Here is an 18434-nt window from a genome sequence, read left to right as displayed (position 1 = left end):
GGGCTTTCCAGAAGGCCTGACCCCGGGTCAGTTGTTGGTCTTCGGGTGTGATTGGTCCCAATCGAGGCATCGCAGCATCGCGATGGCCTTTGGTCCGCATGCCGCGCCCACCAATGATCTACTCGGCGAACAACTCCGCACGAGCGCAGGACGCCAATCCCCACCCGTCGCACCAGAAGTCGTCCACGATATTCCGATGGGGCCGAGGGGCCGGTCGGCGACGTTCGATAGAACCGACTACGAAGCCTCAATGAGGTTTCTCGGCGTACCAGCTACGTGACGCCACCTGATGATCTAGCGATTGTTGGGGGTCGGATCTTTGGCGTTTCAGACGGGCATTCCGAGTCCTGCCCAGTCCGGCTACGAGGCGTCCCTCAGAAACCTCAGAATTCGGGTTCAGCCTTTGGCGCATCATCGGCACGCGCACGACGGAGGCGATGACAAGTACCACTGATATGTAGGCAGTTTTGTCAAGAGGGCGCGTTGACTCAGAGGAAACCTCCGCGTAGCACCATTCGTTGCCTCATTGAAAAACCTCCGCGTAACGGCGTGGGTCGCGATTCGGCGGCGGATGTGGGTTACCCCCGTTTCTATGGAGCTGACGATGACGCAGCGGCAGGCTGTGACGATGAAGAAGGCGCTCGCGTATCGGAGCGCGGACCGGGCCGGTAAGGGCCGGATACTGACCGAGTTGGTGGAGCTGACCGGGTGGCATCGCGACTACGCGCGGGCGGCGTTGCGGGCCGCGTTGACGCTCAAGGTGGTGAAGCCCAGGGCAGGGCGGGCGCCGACCTACGGTCCGGCCGTGACGAGGGCTCTGGTGAAGTGCTGGGCGGTGCTTCGGGCGCCGGAGGGGAAGCGTCTCGCGCCGATGCTTGGCGTGCTGGTGCCGTTGCTGCGCCGCGATGACGAGCTCGACCTCACCGACGTCGAGGCGGCCTTGCTGGTGCGGATGAGCGCGGCGACGATCGATCGCCAGCTCGCGCCGGAGCGGGCGAAGCTGCTCTCCCGTGGCCGGTCGCATACCAAGCCCGGGACGCTGCTGAAGTCGCAGATCCCGATCCGCACCTGGGCTGACTGGGATGACGCGGTCCCCGGGTTCGTAGAGATCGATTTGGTCGGCCACGAGGGCGGGAACGCGTCGGGCGAGTTTTGTTTCACCCTGACGGTCACTGATATCGCGACCGGGTGGACAGTAAACCGGTCGGTGCAGAACGTCGGTGCAGAACAAGGCCGAGAAATGGGTGTTCGAAGCGCTGATGTATATCTCCCGGGTGTTTCCGTTCCCGATCATCGGCATCGATTCCGATAACGGGTCCGAGTTCATCAACCACCACCTGTTCGACTACTGCACGGCGAACAAGATCACCTTCACGAGATCCCGCGCGAGTCACAGCAACGACGGCGCCCACGTCGAGCAAAAGAACTGGACCCACGTGCGCGAACTCGTCGGCTACCACCGCTACGACACCCCGGCAGAGCTCGCTCTGCTGAACGAGATCTGGGAACTCGACCGGGTGTTCACGAACTACCTCCTGCCGCAGCAGAAACTTGTTTTCCAGCAGCGCAACGGCGCGAAAGTGACCAAGCGATACGACACCGCGACCACCCCACACCAGCGCGCCATCGCCCGTGAGGACATGCGGAAACGGCCGATCATCCAGATGAACGCGGAGTTCAAACGCATCAAACCCGCGGCCCTATCGAGGCAGATCCTCACGCTCACCGGTCAGCTCGAAACCCTCGCCCTGACGAAGAAGACCTCAACGGTCAAACCTGCAGTCAACCGAGCCTGGAACGCTTGACCTCGGCGGAGGTTCTCATGTGAGGCAATGAATCAATCTCCGCGGAGGTATTGACATGAGGCAATGGGCCAGTTCCGGGATCGCCCGGGCCGGGTGGCGGGCCAGGCGTCGGCGTTCCTTGACCTGCTTGTTCTCGGCCAACACCCGGTAGATCGTTGAGATCGACGCCAAATACACGCCTTCATCCAGCAGTTGTGCGTGGATCTGGATCGACGGCAAGTCCACGAACCGGGCCGAGTTCACCACCACCAGGATCCGGGCCCGCTCCAGGTCGTCGAGCCGGTTCGCTGGCACCACCACCGGCTGGGCGGCCCGGGTGCGGGGCGTCCGGGTCGCGGTCGCCCGCGGCAACCCGACCAGCACGGCGGCCGCCCGGGTCGGAATGCCGCGGCCGGTCAGGTCGAGGTAGGTGGTCATCACGGTTTCGTCTGCGGTGTTTCGTCCCGCGAGCTCTTCGAAAGACTTTCGAGTAGCTCGTGCATTTTTGACATGATCTCCAACGCCACCCCCGTCGTTTCCAAACGCCGCTCGGTCAGATCCAGCTGGCGGCGGAGCCGGGCGATCTCCGCCTGCTCGGGCGTGAGTCGGCCGATCCTCTCCCCGGGTCTCTTGCCCTGCAGCACGCCCGCATCACGCAGCTTTCGCCTCTCCGTGATCTGCGAGGAATAGATGCCCTGCTCCCGCAAATACGCGCCGCCCCCGTTCCGGGATATCGCGTCCTCATCTGCGGCGAGATGGTCGAGTTTCTGCTTCGGAGTGAACGACCGCCGCGGCGTGGGGCCGCCCGCGCGAGGGCCGGGACTGCTGTTCGTCATGGGACTATCGTCGCGCACGGCGATCAACGATGGGCTGGACATGGTGGGACTTCCTGATTCTCGCCCTACGTCAAACGGCGGACTTGCTCTGAGCTACTGGCCTCAACTCACCCTGACACGTAGGGGCTGCCGATTCGGGTCCGTCTGTGGGCGATCGATGGCACTAGGTTGGTCCAAAGAGATGGGAACCGATGCTGGCGAACACACGCACGGAGAATACCGACGTTTTGCCCGGCGTGATCGGTCGATCAGGTGGGTGGCCCATTTGGGTGCTGGGGGTGACCCTGGTGAGCTACGTGGTCGGCTTGATGATCAGAAACGGAGTGGATTTCAGCCCGCTCGTGGATGGTTGGCTTGGGATTCTGACCGTATGGGTTCCCGTTGCAGTGTGCTGGCTAGCAGTGCGGAGAACCGAATTTCGACGCTTTGACGTGCTACTGGCCTCGGCCGCCGTGACTTCATTCGCTGTCGGAGACACGTACTACGTTCTCGCGACGGCCGGGGGAGGGACGATGCCGTATCCGTCGCTGGCCGACATCGGGTTCCTGGGCTTCTACCCGCTGATGTTGGGGGCGTTGGCCGTGCTGGCGAGGCGTCAGATCCGGGGGTTGGGCTGGCCGGTGATTTTGGATGGTGCTGTGGGATCCCTGGGCGCGGCCGCCGTGTTGGCGGTGTTGCTCGACCCGATCATAGAATCCGCCCTTGACGCCCCGGCCTCCCTGGCCACATCGCTGGCTGTCGCCTACCCCCTTTTCGACCTGTTGCTGGTGTCCATCTTCGTAGGCATCGGAGCGTCTCAAGGCAAGAGCATTGGTCAGGGCTGGACCTTTCTCGTGCTCGGACTGGTGGCCTTCGCTGCTGCCGATGTCATTTACGCGTCACTGGAGTTGAACGGTCTCTACGTGGTAGGGACACCTTTGGACGCGGGCTGGGCCCTCGGTCTCGCCCTGATCGCATCATGGGTCAATGGGGAGGCCCGCTCCGACGAGAAGAAGAACCCCGCAACGTGGTCAATTCCCGTCCAGACGGTGCCAACGATCGCGACCGCCGCCAGCCTAGGCGTTCTGATTCTGGGTACCACCCAGCTGCGGATCTCGCCACTCGCGGTGGTCCCGGCCGCACTGACACTGACTCTGGCAGCATTGCCCTTGGTATTCCGTCAGCGGATCCGGATCGCTGATGCCCATCGCCAAGCACGGACCGATGATCTCACTGGGCTGCCAAACCGGCGTGCCATCTCCGCTGACGTCCCCGTACGTCTCTCGGCCGATCTGCGCCGAAAGAGCGCGCTGCTGCTGCTCGATCTCGACAAGTTCAAAGAGGTCAACGATAGCCTCGGCCACGACGTCGGTGACCGCCTCCTGATCCAAGTCGCCGCGCGACTATCAGGACAACTCCGCCCGACAGATCTACTCGCGCGCGTCGGCGGGGACGAGTTCGTGATCCACCTCGACAGCTCAGGCCCTGACCAAGCGGAGGCTGTAGCCCTGAAGCTGCGTGCGGCGCTGGCGCAGCCATTCACCCTGGAGGGGATCACAGTTCAGGCAAGCGCCAGTATCGGAATCGCAATCTACCCCGAGCAGGGCGAGGAACTCACCGTGCTCATGCGCAAGGCAGACATGGCGATGTACAAGGCGAAAACAACCCGCAGCGGGCACCACATCTACCGAAACGACGACGACAGCCACGGTGAAACCCGACTCCGCACACTGGAGGAATTGCGTCTGGCGCTGCACGAGGACCAATTGATCCTCCACTATCAACCTAAAATCGACCTCCACACCGGTGACGTTTGCGGAGTGGAGGCACTCGTCCGCTGGAACCACCCCACGAGAGGACAGTTGCAACCCGACGCCTTCCTCCACCTGGTCGAGGAAGGCGGGCTCATGCACGCCATGACCCAAATCGTTCTTGAGAAAGCATTAGACCAGACCGCAATCTGGCACGCGCAGGGCCAACTCGTGACAATGGCGGTAAACATCTCGGCCAGCTCACTGATCGATACGGCCCTGCCCGAACGCATCAGCTCCATGGTCGCCGCCCGGGGCCTATCACCGTCCGTCCTCGTATTGGAGATCACCGAAGATTTCTTGATGACCGACCGGGACCGAGCCCGCGCAATCCTGACACGGTTACGGGCCACGGGTGTGCGGATCGCTGTTGATGATTTCGGCACCGGTTATAGCTCTTTGGCGTACCTGCGTGACCTCCCCATCGACGAACTCAAACTCGACAAATCATTTGTCATGCCCATGGCCGGCGACCCCCGGGCGACAGCACTGGTCGTCTCAACCATTGACCTTGCCCATAGCCTCGGCCTGCGCATGGTCGCTGAAGGCGTCGAAAACAGTGCTACCTACTCGGATCTGGCCGTCTTCGGCTGCGACGCCGCACAGGGATTCTTCATGTCCCGACCAGTCCCCGCAGCCCAGCTGGATGAGTGGTTCGCTAGCCGACAAGAAGGACCAGCCAAAGCGGCCTACAAATCGAGCTGACCTCAAGACTCGCGGCGGATCCCCGAGCACCCGCGCCCCGCCCGGCCTGGGCCCGAGCACCGTGGTGGCCTCAAACCCTCTTTGAGGAGTGCCGTGAGCCACGTTGCGTCTAACCCTGCGCCACCGGCGCCACTCGTTTCGGTACTTCACTGAAGAGAGCTTCAGTCCTGCCCGCGGCGCTGCTGATCGCGGTACTGTGTCTGGCCTTCGCCCCCTCGGGCGGCTCAGCCTTGGCCGCCCAAACGATCGCCCACTATAACAACGTCGACAACATCGGCGGTTTAGGACTCAGCTGTGACATGACCGTCACCAACAATCTCAACGTCACCACCGGAGTGGCGAGTTCCACGGTCATCATCACGGAATGTCACGACGCAGCCAACACGGAACCAACCTGCACGACCTCGACGACATCGTACGACGCGCTCACAACATCCGTAAACCAGCGCAACTATGCGGCAAACGGCGGCGGCGGCGGCGGCAGCGCGATCGGCAACGTGTACATCACCAACAACATCACCGAATCTAAAACAACGGGTGTCACCGGCGCAACGGGTGTCACCGGCGCAACGGTTGACCAGTGCAACGGATCCGGAGCGGAAGGCACCGCGCCCACACTCAACTGTGCCCCGTTCCCCGCCAGCACGTCGGGCGCCACGATCACCCAGTGCAACGGATCCACCAACGGCGGCGGATCCGTCGTGATCCGCACCGCGTCACTGACGAACGTAGCGCTTGCCTCGGCGACGACGCCGTTGCCGCTCGCGAAGAGCACACTGCACGACTCCAAGACCGGCGGCTTCACTCACGCCGCCAGGGACGCCGGTTTTCCCGTCTTCCTCGGGGTCGGCGTGCTTCTGCCAGCCGGGTTGTTGACGGTGGCGTTCACCGCGCGCTGGATGGGCACCCGTCGCTAGGAAGGCGCTGCTCGGCGGGGTTGGGGCACTCCTCTGCGTACTGTCGCTCGGATGGATTGTTCTCACCTCGCCCGGCACTGACGCCGTGGTCTGGGCATCCGCACCAGTTCCCCTCGGAGCCCCATCGATCGGGCTCGACGGAGCCGTTCCCGAATACGCCCAGGATTTGATCAACGGCTACGGCGGATTCGATCTCCCGAACTCTCCACGATTTCCTGAGACACGACCATCCCGGATGGGCTGGCCGGGACGGCCACGGCCAACACGGATTATCTCTATGGGCATTCCCGGGTCGACGCGGCCGTGTTCAATGTCCTCAAAGACCTGCAGCCCGGAGCCGTCGCGAGCATCGGCACTGCAAATGGCACGCTCAGCTACATCGCGCAGAAAAGCCTCAAGTTGAACAAGGCGGAATACAAGATCAACGACGAAGTCACTAACGCCATCCCTAACCCTCTGGTGCTCGTGAGTTGCTACAGGCCCGTGGGCTACAATCCGGATGTTCCCACCGTGCAGAACATCGTCGTCATGCTTCAATTGGACCAGGAAGTGAGGAATGGCGACTGTTGACTGCCTCCGACTCCCAGAGGCCCTCCGCATTCTCTCTTGTGCGGTGTCCACCATTCGGGGTCAAGACCATCAACGCGCGCGGAGGCACGGAAATTGTGATGTGCGGCGAGGGAATCCAATGCAAACTCCGGACTGCTACGGTCAGGAGATCACTTGATCAACAGAACGGCTGAGGGACGCTTTGTTGCGTCCTTCGCACCTGGCACACCCGACGTGAGCCGGGGTCGCAAAGACAGGGAACCCTCGGGTCCGCCGGCCCACCGAATAGACAGGATCGGCCTCAGATGAGGGCTTCAGCTGGCAGATCAGCGTATCGGGCGGGCCTGCGAGGACTGCGACGGCGACCGGGCGGCATTACCGAGAGCACGAGGTGGTCGTTCGCGGCTCTGGCGGTGGTTTCTCTGCTGCTGTCCGTGCCGGCGGCACTAGTGACGGCCCAGGAGAACCCGGTTCGGGACCTCGTGCTGCTGACCGGCGCTGTGGTACTGGTCGGGTCCTGCATTCATGTCTACGTGAACCGCCGAGTGCCTCTCTGGCTGGATCTTTTGGACACTGTCGTGATCGTCGCTTTCGGTCTGGCCAGTCCTTCGCCGACGTCGGTGGTCGCCTACGTGTTCACCGCTGTGTGGTTTCGGGCCCTGTACGGCTCAACCTGGCGTTCACTGCTACGCTGCGCCCTCATGGCCGCTGCGCTGTCCGTCACGGTGCCGCTGTGGCCGTTGGTCCCGCCCCACGCGGCGATTCCATCGACCGACGGTCTGTTCGAATCCTTCCCTGTGCTGTTCCTCGCCGGCTTCATCGCCCGCCAGCTTGGAAACGGGTTGCTCGCCCGCGAGCAGGGCACCAGGCGGGACACGACACTCGCGGCAACGGGTTCACAGCTGCTGGGTCTTACGGACTCGGTGCCGATCCGGGTGCTCGCGTGGAAGGCCTGCACCGAAATTTGCGCGGCGACGCCCGGATTACGCCTGCTCAAGGCCATTCGGGATGGCTCGGATCTCCGCGTCGAGGGAGCGGCCGGCAGCTTCCTGGTTGTTCCGGGCATGTTTCCGGGAACGGTCATCTCGACCACCGCGGATCCGGACGAGGCCCAGGTGCTCGACCCGGCACCACTCGACGCTGCGGCCGGGGCCACACTCAACTGGACGTGTATCAGCTTGCGAGCGATGCGTGAAGACTCCTGGATGCTCGTGGGTGCGCCCAAAAAGATTCCGTCTGACGCTCTCCTGTCCGTTCGTGACCTGATCAACCAGGTGGCACTGGCCCTGCGCAACAGCGACGTACATCAACAGCTCACGATGCAGGCGCAATTCGACTCCCTAACCGGGCTGGACAACCGAGCCTCTTTCACCGCCAAACTCTCCTCCGGGATCGGCCTGCGCACAGGTTCCGACGGATTGCACGTCCTCTTCCTGGACCTGGACGACTTCAAGGACGTCAACGATGTCCTGGGCCATCGCGGGGGCGACGCGGTGCTGGTCGAGGTCGCGGCGCGGCTGCGCGAGTGCACTCGCCCCGCGGATGTGTGCGCGCGTCTGGGTGGGGACGAGTTCGCTGTCGTGTTGCATGGCGCGACCAACGCGACCGCGACGGACGTGGCACAGCGGATGGTCAGCGCCTTGACGGTGCCCATGGTCATCGGCGGACGTATCGCCAGGGTGGGGGCCAGCGTCGGTATCGCGACCGCGACGCCAGGAATCGACATCGATGAACTCGTGCACCAGGCCGATGTTGCCATGTATGCGGCCAAGGCCAACGGGAAAGACCAGGTGCAGGTCTATCACCGCGGGCTCCTGCAGATCGATGCGCCCCGCCTCACGTTCGAATGGCAGCTCGCGGCGGCGGCGGCGGCCGGCGAACTCGTCGTCCACTACCAGCCGATTGTGTCGTTGCCGGGCACCGAGTGCACCGGCGTCGAGGCCCTGGTGCGGTGGCAGCATCCCGAGCGCGGTTTGCTGATGCCGGGGCACTTCATCGAGATCGCGGAGCGGACCGGTGTCATCGTCGACATCGGAGCCTTCGTCCTTCGGCATGCCTGCGCGGATGCCGCCGCCTGGCAGGACGCCCACCCAGGCATTCCGCTGGACGTACACGTTAACGTGTCCGCCAGGGAGCTCGACCACGACCCCTTCATCGACACCGTCCTCGACTGTCTCGCCGTCACAGGATTACCCGCAGCCAGGCTCGTCCTCGAACTAACCGAAACCGTCATCTTGGATTCCCCGGTGGCCATCGAACGGCTCCGGTCGCTCGCTGCGCACGGCGTCAAGATCGCCGTCGACGACTTCGGAACGGGATACTCGTCGCTGACCACCTTGCGGTCTCTGCCAGTGGACATCATCAAGCTGGACATGAGTTTCGTCGCGGGCGCGCTCACGAACGCGGTGGACCGCACCGTCATCAGCGCAATCGTCCGAATGAGCGCCGAGCTCGGCATCCAGACCGTTGCCGAGGGAGTCATAGGAGTCGACCAGCAGCACTTCCTGGAGGGGATCGGCACGAACTCGGCGCAAGGCTACCTCTATGCGCGGCCCATGGCGGCGGCCGCATGCTCGCTCTGGTTGCGGGACAACCTCCGGGACACAAACACCCCAGACAAAGAGGTCGGTGAGCTTCCACACCACACCCGCGCGGGGCTGCAGAGCCATGGGCCGCAACAATGATCCAAGAACGACCTTGCCGACTCCACGTGCGCGTGTAAGCGAGGACGGCATCGAGCGGTGCGCCGCGCGCGCTGCCGACAAGATGGAGCGTGACAAGCGTCACGCCCACCGAGCCGAACACCTGCACCTCGCGGCGCAGCGCCGAAACCTCGGAGAACGCGAAGGACCCGAACCGGTGGGCGGCCAGGTCCGTCCCTTTGTCGATTGTCCGTCCGTCCGCACCCACAAAGCGAACGTCCTCTTGCAGCTGCCCGTTCGACCCGACAATGTCGTTTCGTCGAAGAGCATCCTGGAAGCTCGATTCTGCCTCACCCAGTGTTGACAGAGAGGGGAAAGGGGTCCGAGGAGGATCGGTACGGAAATTCACGTTTAGGGGCGCCGGCGCGGATTCGGGCTCGGATGGCGGAATCGTCCGGTTCTAGACGGTGGTGTCGCCAGCGTGACGGCGCTTGATGGCACGGTAGATGGTTGAGCGGGCTACCCCGAACAGTTCGGCTAGTTCCACTGTCGTGTGCGTCCCCGCCAGATGAACGGAGACCAGGTGCGTCTCCTGTGCTTTGGAGAGCTTAGGTTGTTTCCCTCGTAGGCGGCCCTTAGCCTTGGCGACGGCCATCCCCTCCCGGGTTCGTGCGCGGATCAGGTCGGCTTCGAATTCCGCGACCATGGCCAGGACGTTGAAGAGGAGCCGTCCGACGGGATCGGTGGGGTCGTGGATGGAGCCTCCGATGCTGAGCTTGACTTCGCGACGGGTGAGTTCGTCGACAATGTCCTTGGCATCGCGCAGGGATCGAGCCAGTCGGTCGAGTTTGGTCACGACCAGGGTGTCCCCGTCCCGGCAGGCGGCCGGTGCTTCCCTGAGTCCGGGTCGCGCCCGGTTGGCCCCGTCAGGCCTTGGTCGGTGAATGTCTTCTCCGGCGTCACACCAAGAGCGATCAGGGCGTTTTTCTGGGCGGTGAGGTCTTGGTCGTTGGCAGATACGCGGGCGTATCCGATGAGGAGTCCGGTCATGGTGTTGAATGTACCGGTTAGCCCCCCTTGACCGGGCATTTTCTCGGGCGGGGCATACGGGAATCAGGCGCCCGCGGAACTATGCGGATTGTCTTCGGCGTTCTATGTGCGCTTGGGTGTTCCGGTGGACGTCCCGCTTGCCGAAGTGACGAATGGGTTCGGCGCTATTGCGCACCTTCTCTTCGGGACTTCCTTATGTTCGAGCGTTGCCATCGAGGATCGGTTATGTGCGCGACGGCACAGGGCTTGCTCGGACCATAGAGGTAACTGTGTGACCGAATTGGGCAACCTGAATGAGAATTCGTTCGATGTCGTGAATTGCGCGGGCGTGGATCTTCATGAGGAAGCAGTCCTCACCGGTAATCCGAGGGCGCTGATTCCGAACACATCGCGGCCCCTGAGGACAAGTGCGAGCTCAAGGAAGCCTCCGGGATCGCGCTCGGTCGATGGCGCACCTTGTCAGACAGAGATCGCCCTCCTGTTCGCAGGCCCCTGTTACTTCGGCGGTACCCACGCTTTCAGTGCTGCGCGGCGGGAACCGCCGTAATCAGCCCGAGCCCAATGCTGATGCGGTCGGCGACCTCGATGACTTCCTCAGCGATCGCATCCACGTCATGGCTGCGCATGACCGTCAGACGGCCGGACACCGAGATGGCCGCCACGATCTCGCCGGTGGCTTCGCGGATGGGGGCGGCCACGCACAACCGGCCGAGGGCCAGTTCCTCGATCTCCATGCACCGTCCGAGCTTCGCCGCCTGCTGGAGCTCAATGGTCAGCTGGTGCTGCGAGGTGATTGTGTTCGCGGTGTACCGCGGCAGCGGATCCCCGAGCAGCTCAGTCCGTTCGCTCTCCGTCAGATCGAGCAGGAGGCATTTGCCGAGCGCCGACCCGTGCATCGGCTGCCCCATGCCGATCATGGTGTGCGCTTTGGGCGCCAGGTTACCCTCGAAATGGCAGAGGTAGACGAGGCCGGCGCCGTCGCGAACCGCTACGTTGACGCTGAGGCCGGTGCGCTGGGCGAGTTCCTGGGCGGCCACCCGCGATTCCCGGTGCACCGGGTTCTGGTTGAGGCCGAGGCTCGCCAACGCGACAATCCCCATGCCGATCTGGTAGTTCTGTCCATCCGCTTCCTTGCGCACATAGCCGAGCTCCTCGAGCGTGCCGAGCAGTCGCGAGGTCGTCGACGCGCCCAGTCCGATGGCGCGGGCGATGTCGGATGCCCGCATCGCCCCCGCCTTCGACTCGCCGAGTGCGGTCAAGACTGCAGCCGCCCGCCCGATGCTCTGGTTGATCTCGGCTGGCACGTGTGTCTCCGTCTATGAAGGTAGTGGGCTGTGCGCTGTTTCGCGAGCGCGGACCACGACCAGGAGGGTAATGAGAGCCGCGCCCATCACGTAGAACGCGGGGGCGAACGTGTTTCCGGTGCTGGTGATGAGAAATGCCGCGAACAGCGGGGTGATCCCGCCGAAGAACGCCACGGCAAGGTTATAGGCGATAGAAATGCTTCCATAGCGGATGCTCGTTGGAAACAATTCTGCCATAGCGGCGCTTGATGCTCCGTCGAACGCGGCCATGAAGATGCCGAGGATGACCATCGCGCACGTAGCGGCGACGAAGTTGCCGGCGCTCATCAGCATGAGCGTGGGGTATGTGAAGACGATGAAGCCCACGCAGCCGGCGATCATCACGGGCTTGCGGCCGATCTTGTCGGAGAGCAGGCCCATGAACGGCACGAGAACCACGATCACGGCGAGGCCGATCACGGTGACCGCGTAGCTGACCGGCCGGTTGTAGCCGAGATTGGTCTGCAGGTAGGACGGCATGAAGGTCTGCAGGATCCAGTGCCCGACCGCCTTCAGCACGACGAAGCCGACGCAGAACAGGAGCGCGCGCCACGATGTCCTGAGGGATGCGAGGAGGGGAGACTTCTGGAGGGCGCCCTTGGCCTTGATCGCCAGGAATTCCGGGGTGTCTTCCAGGTGGCTCCGCATGTAGAGACCAACGAGGCCGAGTGGTGCGGCGAGCAGGAACGGGAGCCGCCAGCCCCAGTTGTTGAGATCATCCGCTGACATCACTGAAGTCAAGAAGAGCACGAGACCACCGCCGGCAACGAAGGCCGAGAAGCCGAACACGTCAATGAAGCTCGTCACGAAGCCACGCCGATTCGCTGGCGCGTACTCGATGAGGAGAGTGGTCGCTCCCGAACTTTCGCCGCCGGCCGCGAAGCCCTGGACGAGTCGCACGAGCACGAGCAAGATCGGCGCCCACAGGCCGATCACACCGAAGGTGGGCAGGAGCCCCATCACGAAGGTCGCCCCGGATGTGACCAGGATCACGGCGGCGAGGATCGTTTTGCGTCCGATCCGGTCGCCCAGCGAGCCGAAGAACAGCCCGCCGAGGGGGCGCATCACGAATCCGGCACCGAAAACGGCGAAAGCGGCGATCAGCGCCGCCTGGGCATTGACCTGCTGGAAGAAGTTGAGACTAATCACGGTCGCGAGCGTGCCGTAGAGCCCGAAGTCGAACCACTCGACGAAGTGGCCGATGCCGGCGGCTCCGATCGCCTTGCGGAGTTGACGCTTGCGTTCCTCGCCGGTAACGGGAGCCGTCTCGAGTGTGCTGCTCATTGCTGCCGGATCTGTGGTGGTGGTGGATGGATCATTCAATTGTCGTGTCCTCACGCATCTTTGTCATGGGCGCCGCGTTGGCGATTCAAAAGTACCACTGAATGACACATGTTCACTGCACAGCGGCAAGTCCCTCCCGTTCCATGGTAAATTGGAGTCATTCCTCAGAGATGAGTCGAGCGGGATACTGCATCCCGCGATACAGGAGAGTTCATGCACACGAGAAGTGAATCCAGTGACGTCGTTGTTATCGGGGGCGGCCTGGCCGGAGTCTCAGCGGCTGTGGCCGCAGCCCGGCTGGGGTCACGGGTATCACTCATCAGCAATCGCCCCGTGCTCGGCGGCAACTCCTCCAGCGAAATCCGGGTCTGGGTCGTCGGCGCCACCGCCCACGGCCGGCAGCGCTTCGCCCGCGAGACCGGGATTATGGGCGAGCTGTTCCTCGAGAATCAGTTTCGCAATCCGGAAGGAAACCCCTACTACTGGGATCAGACCGTGCTCGACCTCGTCAGGGCGGAACCGAACCTCACGCTGCACCTGAACACCGACGTCAGAGACGTGGAACTGTCAGCAACCGACCGGTCCCGCATCGAAGCCGTGACCGGCTGGACGATGGGCTCCGAGATCCTGACACGATTCGACGCACCGATCTTCATCGATTGCACGGGCGACGGGCTGGTCGGCGCTCTCGCGGGCGCGGAATTCCGGGTCGGCCGCGAGTCGCGGTACACCTACAACGAGGAGTGGGCGCCCGAGCGGGCCGACGACGAACTGCTGGGCAGCAGCCTGTTCTTTTACACGAAGGATGCCGGACGACCCGAGAAATTCGTGCCGCCCTCCATCGCCAAGGACATCTCCCAGACGCCGATCCTGGCCAACCGGATCATCCGCACCGGAGACAACGGCTGTGACTATTGGTGGATCGAGTGGGGCGGCGAACTCGACACAGTCGGCGACAACGAACAGATCCGCGACGAGCTGTGGGGACTCGCCTACGGCATCTGGGACTACATCAAGAATTCCGGAAAGTTCGACGCCGACAACCTCACCCTGGAGTGGGTCGGGTCCATCCCCGGCAAGCGCGAGTACCGCCGTTTCGTCGGCGACTACACCCTCACCCAGAACGACATCCTCGACCAGACCAGCTTCGACGACGCCGTCGCCTTCGGCGGCTGGTCGATCGACCTGCACCCGGTCGAGGGCGTGTACGCCGAGACGGTCGGAGCCCTGCAGCGCTACTCCAACGGCGTCTACGACATCCCCTTCCGCTGTCTCTACTCGCGCAACATCGACAACCTGCTCTTCGCGGGCCGCAACATTTCCGCCTCGCACGTCGCGTTCGGGTCGACGCGCGTCATGGCCACCTGTTCCACCCTGGGCGAGGCCGCGGGAACCGGCGCGGCGCTGGCCGCATCCCTCGGCATCACCCCCCGGGAGGTCGGAACCGTGCACCTCGAGGAGTTGCGCGCGGCGCTCGCGCGCACCGACGCATCCGTGGTCGGTGCACAAGTGACAGACCCCCTCGATCTGGCCGCGTCGGCCACGGTGACGGCGTCGAGCACCCGTCGCCGCCTGGATATCCCGGTCGGTGCGGCGACAGGAACGTTCCTGCTCGACCGGGATGCGGCCATCGTCCTCCCGGTGGAGCCCCGGCTCGATTTTATCAACTTCACCGTGGATTCCGACGCCGCCACCGAACTGCAGATCGAACTCTGGGACACCGGCAAGCCGCAGAACTACGTGCCCATCCACCGCCTCAGCACGACCCACGTTGCGGTTACCGCGGGCGATGGCGTCGTAGTGCGCGCGGCCTTGGACTGGGCCCCCGACAGCGCGCAGAACGCCGTCGTCATCGTGCGCGCGAACCCGCTCGTCTCGCTGCTTCTCGCCGACGAGCGCCCCTACGGTGTGCTCGCGCTCGTCGCGAAGAAATCGGGCGACGCCGAGTTCGACGACCACATCCCCGACCAGGACAACCAACCGATCGTCGAGTGGAATGCCGCGCCCCTCCGGCGTCAAGGCTTCGTCTTCTCCGCAAGCCCCGACACCGACGCCTACGCTCCGGCCCACGTGACCGACGGCTACCAGCGCCCCCATGCCGGGCCCCGGATGTGGTCATCGTCGCCGTCGCGCCCGACTCCCGGCACCGCCCCGGCCGCAGCCCCCGCCGAGCACCTGCAACTCGACTGGACGACGCCCGTCACCGTGAGCTCGGTGCGCATCGTGTTCAACGACGACGTCGACGAGGACCTCATCAACCTGCACCACCACCGCACCGAGTTCGAGACTGTTCCCGAGCTCGTGGCCGACTACCGGGTCGAGGTCGCCTCTGGGCCGAAGGATGCCCGCAGCTGGCACCCCGTCGCCGTCGTCACGGCCAACCACCACCGGCACCGCATTCACACCTTCGATTCCGTGAGCACCACGGGTATCCGCGTGGTGGCCACGCGCACCAACGGAAGCCCCACCACGATGGTGAGTGCGATCAAGGTCTACGAGTGAGCCTGTCCGTAGCGATCACCCGAGCCCACAGCCCGGCGGCACCCGCGAACTGATCACGTACGGCCACTCGTTCCTGGCCGAACAGGGGCTGCCCGACCGATCAACGTACTACGCGCGACTGGTCGCCGCGTCCCTCGGCCTGACCTACCCGACCTCGAGTGCGGGCCGCGCCGACGACCTGAAGCGCGCGGTCGGCGGATCGCTCATTCGTGACACTGCCGTCCGCGCACTCGGAAGCGCCATGCTGCCTCATCCCGGCGGTGCCGCGCTGGTCATCATTCAAGGGTTGATCAACAGCGCCCGGTTGAACGGCGCGTCCCCTGCGGACCTGGCCACGGCTCGGACTTCACTCCGCACGCTGATGGCCGTCGTCAACTCGGCGTCTCGGAGAGAAGTGAATGAAACGGAGACGTTCACCTTCACCGGCTCCTGGCTGGCGACTGAAGCCGCACCAGCGAAGAACGCCGGCGTCTGGCGGCAGACATTCCGTTCTGGAGATTGCGTCGACGTGACGTTCCCACCCGGGGACGCCTACCTTGTCTTCGCTGGCACGAACAACACGAGCACATCAAGGGTTGCCGTCACCGACCTGAGCAGCGCCGGCGCGGCCATTGATGCGTTTCCCCTGGGCGACCACTGCGTCTCGTCCACAGCCTGGACGCCTTGCGCCTATCGCGCCCCACTCACTGCACGCGGACACCGACTTCGCTTCACGCACGCAACCGGCACTGGGCCGCTCGCCGTTGGCGCGCTCGTCCCGCAGCTTTTCGCTCCGTCAACCGTGCTGATGATGAAGGAGCCCTACTTGCCGGACTACGCCGCGTCGGCCATGTTTCCGCACGGTTCGGACGAGGCCCTGGACGCGTTCAACGCGCTGATCGACGACCTGGCGATCGAATTTCCGAACGTCATCGTCGCCGACCCGAACCAGCCGGGGTACTGGAACAAGCTGCTGCACACCCAACCAGACCAGGTGCATCCCAATGAAGCGGGCAACGCCGCGCTGGCTCGCACGGCCCTCGACGCGTTGAACCGCCGCGCTCGTAGCGCAGTTTGTAATTCAGTCGGGAGGCCCGAGTCATCCTCCCCACTCGAGGCTGCCTACTTTGTCTGCGCCTGCGCCTGCGCGAACAGCGAAAGCCCGCCAACGGTTCCCATCTGACACAGCATCGGCACGCATGGCAAACGCGCGGCGAAGCAGTCAATTCGTCGCGCAGGACGTCCTCTTTCGAAGCGCTTCAGTGTGTGCCGCGGCGTTCAGGCAGCGAGGATGGGAAGATCGGGACTGTGTCAACGGACAGCGAAGTGTTTTCGGGGATCTCGGTTGGTGGCCACCAGCTGGCGTCCGTGACCCACCATGCGCGCAGTGACGACGTCGTGTTGTTCTGTCACGGATTCCGGGGGGAGAAGTCGGGACCGAATCGAACCTTCGTTACCCTCGCTCGCGCATTGGCCTCCCACGGAATCTCGTCGCTCCGTTTTGATCAGTACGGGTCGGGTGACTCGGAAGGCGACTTCATCGACTCGCGTTTCGACGATTGGGTTAGCGTCATTCGTACCCTGACACGCAAGTACCTTGGCGAGGGCAAGCGGGTCGCCCTTTTCGGGCAGAGCATGGGTGGTTCTGCCGTGATCTGCGCTGCCGCTGGGCTGGATGTGAGCGCCGTAGTGTCGTGGGTGCCTGATGCAAGCACGGACCAGTTCGCACCCGATCCGCGAGGTTTCGTGGAGGAGGGTGGTCAGCGTGTCGACAATGCGTTTTGGACCGAGGCTCACCGTGCCGACATAGTCGGCAAGTTGAAGGAGGTCACTGCGCCGTGCTATTTGGTTTTCGGCACTAGCGATAAGTACGTCTCCGTCGAGAACCGAGAAGCCCTGATCAACGCCTGCCAGCCCACCGATCAGATCGACGTCTTCGACGGCTACCCGCACAGCTCATGGAGCTTCGAGCAAGCCGATGACATCATCCGCCGCAGCGCGGCCTTTTTGGCACGTTATCTCCACCCTGACGCGGCCGATCCCAGCTCAGGACCGGCGTCGTGCCAGGCCCCGGAACAAGGCGGCCCATTCGCTGAAGCTCCCGAGGCCAGCAAATAGATAAGTGGGCCTGCACTCGAAAACGCGAGTTCCTTCAAGTGAGCTGCCGCACTAACCGTTCGGCTACGGGCCTTGACTCTGTAGGCCGGCGACTTCCTTCCTTTCAGTTTTAAAGCGCTTACTCGGTGTCCGGCAGCACGTAGTTTATTCAGGAGGGGGTACACGAAATGCAACTGCAAAGACCGGCTTTTCCCGTGCTCCTCTCCGTGACTGCGCGGTCTTGGATCCTCGGCATTTCGTCGATGGCCCTCATGGCCTTGGCTGGGCTGCAGTTCGCGTTCATCTCACATGCGCATATCGGTGAATCCTGCTATCAGAATCCCGAGCTAGGCAATCTGGCTCTGCCCTCAGCAGGATGGACCGCGGACGGGGCATTTTCGTTCTTTCCCGTTGGAGTCCGATGCTCCTATTTCACGAGCGACCACGAACTCCTCCTGGTGCACACCCAGTCGAGCGTGTGGGACTGGGGAATCACGTTCGCCGCGATCCTCGGAGTCATTGGCATTGCGCTCTTCCTGACCGCCCGGCTCGCCACTCGACAAACCTGGCACGCATCGCTCTAAAGAATCAGACCCAGACCGTCCCGATGGCGGTTGGCTACTGCGAGAGCGACACAGCGCGGTGGGCAAAAAGCCGCCATGGCCGTGCGGCAAGTACGAAGGCGATGAGTCCGACGGCCAGGCAAACCCAGCCGAAGTTGATCGAGAGGCTAAAGCCGCTGGCGGATGGGCTGTAGGTGAGGCTCGACCCGGGGAAGAAGGTCATCGCCCCGGTGACCGGGCTTTTGGGAGTTGCAGCCATTGCACCGTCGAACCAGCTCAGTGCAGCGAGCAGTTCGGCTAGTACTACAGTCGCGTTTATTTTAGGTTCGTCGGCGTGGTTCTTTGCTTTCGGCATGGGTCCGTGTTAATCCTTGCGGGTGGGCGATGATGTTT

At 63.6% G+C, this 18434-nt stretch carries 15 protein-coding genes and 2 pseudogenes; 10 read left to right on the top strand and 7 right to left on the bottom strand.

Annotated elements, in window-relative coordinates; translation table 11 throughout:
- Nucleotides 1–604: 604 nt before the first annotated feature.
- On the top strand, nucleotides 605–1312 hold the full coding sequence (locus tag E3T48_RS17095; RefSeq protein ID WP_241986550.1) for a hypothetical protein: 708 nt from the start codon (nucleotides 605–607) through the stop codon (nucleotides 1310–1312).
- Nucleotides 1275–1805, top strand: a complete 531-nt coding sequence (locus tag E3T48_RS17090; RefSeq protein ID WP_241986548.1) for a hypothetical protein — start codon at nucleotides 1275–1277, stop codon at nucleotides 1803–1805. The genes E3T48_RS17095 and E3T48_RS17090 overlap by 38 nt, the downstream gene beginning before the upstream one ends.
- Before the next feature lie 15 nt (nucleotides 1806–1820).
- Here E3T48_RS17090 and E3T48_RS02175 read toward each other — a convergent pair whose 3' ends face one another.
- The gene (locus tag E3T48_RS02175) at nucleotides 1821–2222 is read right to left on the bottom strand and encodes a hypothetical protein (protein WP_134522241.1); all 402 of its coding nucleotides are present in this window, start codon (nucleotides 2220–2222) and stop codon (nucleotides 1821–1823) included.
- Nucleotides 2222–2662, bottom strand: a complete 441-nt coding sequence (locus tag E3T48_RS02170) for a hypothetical protein (protein ID WP_134522240.1) — start codon at nucleotides 2660–2662, stop codon at nucleotides 2222–2224. The genes E3T48_RS02175 and E3T48_RS02170 overlap by 1 nt, the downstream gene beginning before the upstream one ends.
- 149 nt (nucleotides 2663–2811) lie before the next feature.
- On the opposite strand from E3T48_RS02170, the gene E3T48_RS02165 reads away from it, so the two are divergent.
- The 4 genes from E3T48_RS02165 to E3T48_RS02150 all read left to right on the top strand — a co-directional run bounded on the left by E3T48_RS02165 (nucleotide 2812) and on the right by E3T48_RS02150 (nucleotide 9265).
- Nucleotides 2812–5115, top strand: a complete 2304-nt coding sequence (locus tag E3T48_RS02165) for a putative bifunctional diguanylate cyclase/phosphodiesterase (RefSeq protein WP_134522239.1) — start codon at nucleotides 2812–2814, stop codon at nucleotides 5113–5115.
- A 299-nt stretch (nucleotides 5116–5414) separates the two neighbouring features.
- On the top strand, nucleotides 5415–6032 hold the full coding sequence (locus E3T48_RS02160; protein ID WP_134522238.1) for a hypothetical protein: 618 nt from the start codon (nucleotides 5415–5417) through the stop codon (nucleotides 6030–6032).
- Between the two features lie 303 nt (nucleotides 6033–6335).
- Nucleotides 6336–6602, top strand: a complete 267-nt coding sequence (locus E3T48_RS02155) for a sortase family protein (RefSeq protein ID WP_166789601.1) — start codon at nucleotides 6336–6338, stop codon at nucleotides 6600–6602.
- 428 nt (nucleotides 6603–7030) lie between these two features.
- The gene (locus E3T48_RS02150; RefSeq protein ID WP_166789600.1) at nucleotides 7031–9265 is read left to right on the top strand and encodes a putative bifunctional diguanylate cyclase/phosphodiesterase; all 2235 of its coding nucleotides are present in this window, start codon (nucleotides 7031–7033) and stop codon (nucleotides 9263–9265) included.
- A 55-nt stretch (nucleotides 9266–9320) separates the two neighbouring features.
- Here the strand turns inward: E3T48_RS02150 and E3T48_RS17560 are convergent.
- The 4 genes and pseudogenes from E3T48_RS17560 to E3T48_RS02130 form a co-directional block, all read right to left on the bottom strand.
- Nucleotides 9321–9632 (bottom strand): annotated as a pseudogene (locus E3T48_RS17560) (nuclear transport factor 2 family protein); the annotation flags it as partial.
- A gap of 51 nt (nucleotides 9633–9683) precedes the next feature.
- Nucleotides 9684–10273: pseudogene (locus E3T48_RS02140) on the bottom strand (recombinase family protein).
- A 518-nt stretch (nucleotides 10274–10791) separates the two neighbouring features.
- Nucleotides 10792–11577 (bottom strand): IclR family transcriptional regulator, encoded by a 786-nt coding sequence (locus tag E3T48_RS02135; RefSeq protein ID WP_198417603.1) that lies wholly within the window; start codon nucleotides 11575–11577, stop codon nucleotides 10792–10794.
- 12 nt (nucleotides 11578–11589) lie between these two features.
- Entirely contained in the window at nucleotides 11590–12900 is a 1311-nt protein-coding gene (locus tag E3T48_RS02130) for an MFS transporter (RefSeq protein WP_134522235.1), read from the bottom strand.
- A gap of 213 nt (nucleotides 12901–13113) precedes the next feature.
- Here E3T48_RS02130 and E3T48_RS02125 point away from each other — a divergent pair, with 213 nt between their 5' ends.
- The 4 genes from E3T48_RS02125 (at nucleotide 13114) to E3T48_RS02110 (ending at nucleotide 18062) form a co-directional block, all read left to right on the top strand.
- Nucleotides 13114–15402 carry an FAD-dependent oxidoreductase gene (locus E3T48_RS02125; RefSeq protein WP_134522234.1) on the top strand — a complete coding sequence of 763 codons (2289 nt, stop codon included), beginning with the start codon at nucleotides 13114–13116 and terminating at the stop codon, nucleotides 15400–15402.
- 241 nt (nucleotides 15403–15643) lie between these two features.
- Complete coding sequence (locus tag E3T48_RS02120) at nucleotides 15644–16564, top strand: SGNH/GDSL hydrolase family protein (RefSeq protein WP_134522233.1); 921 nt, start codon at nucleotides 15644–15646, stop codon at nucleotides 16562–16564.
- Nucleotides 16565–16689: 125 nt separating this feature from the next.
- On the top strand, nucleotides 16690–17499 hold the full coding sequence (locus E3T48_RS02115) for an alpha/beta hydrolase family protein (protein ID WP_166789599.1): 810 nt from the start codon (nucleotides 16690–16692) through the stop codon (nucleotides 17497–17499).
- A gap of 194 nt (nucleotides 17500–17693) precedes the next feature.
- Complete coding sequence (locus tag E3T48_RS02110; protein ID WP_134522231.1) at nucleotides 17694–18062, top strand: hypothetical protein; 369 nt, start codon at nucleotides 17694–17696, stop codon at nucleotides 18060–18062.
- 34 nt (nucleotides 18063–18096) lie between these two features.
- On the opposite strand, the gene E3T48_RS02105 is transcribed toward E3T48_RS02110, so the two are convergent.
- A complete protein-coding gene (locus tag E3T48_RS02105; RefSeq protein ID WP_134522230.1) occupies nucleotides 18097–18396 on the bottom strand; it encodes a hypothetical protein in 300 nt (99 codons plus the stop codon).
- Nucleotides 18397–18434 lie beyond the last annotated feature (38 nt).

It is taken from the genome of Cryobacterium fucosi (genome assembly GCF_004403515.1).
In the GTDB taxonomy this organism is placed as follows: domain Bacteria; phylum Actinomycetota; class Actinomycetes; order Actinomycetales; family Microbacteriaceae; genus Cryobacterium; species Cryobacterium fucosi.
This window is presented reverse-complemented; position numbering and strand designations above follow the sequence as displayed.

Bases quoted from the DNA above. Each gene is read 5' to 3' on its own strand.
- E3T48_RS02125 (WP_134522234.1), top strand. From the start codon at position 13,114: ATGCACACGAGAAGTGAATCCAGTGACGTCGTTGTTATCGGGGGCGGC.
- E3T48_RS02170 (WP_134522240.1), bottom strand. From the start codon at position 2,662: ATGTCCAGCCCATCGTTGATCGCCGTGCGCGACGATAGTCCCATGACG.
- E3T48_RS02165 (WP_134522239.1), top strand. From the start codon at position 2,812: ATGCTGGCGAACACACGCACGGAGAATACCGACGTTTTGCCCGGCGTG.
- E3T48_RS02175 (WP_134522241.1), bottom strand. From the start codon at position 2,222: ATGACCACCTACCTCGACCTGACCGGCCGCGGCATTCCGACCCGGGCG.
- E3T48_RS02160 (WP_134522238.1), top strand. From the start codon at position 5,415: ATGACCGTCACCAACAATCTCAACGTCACCACCGGAGTGGCGAGTTCC.
- E3T48_RS17095 (WP_241986550.1), top strand. From the start codon at position 605: ATGACGCAGCGGCAGGCTGTGACGATGAAGAAGGCGCTCGCGTATCGG.
- E3T48_RS02120 (WP_134522233.1), top strand. From the start codon at position 15,644: ATGCTGCCTCATCCCGGCGGTGCCGCGCTGGTCATCATTCAAGGGTTG.
- E3T48_RS02105 (WP_134522230.1), bottom strand. From the start codon at position 18,396: ATGCCGAAAGCAAAGAACCACGCCGACGAACCTAAAATAAACGCGACT.
- E3T48_RS02130 (WP_134522235.1), bottom strand. From the start codon at position 12,900: ATGAGCAGCACACTCGAGACGGCTCCCGTTACCGGCGAGGAACGCAAG.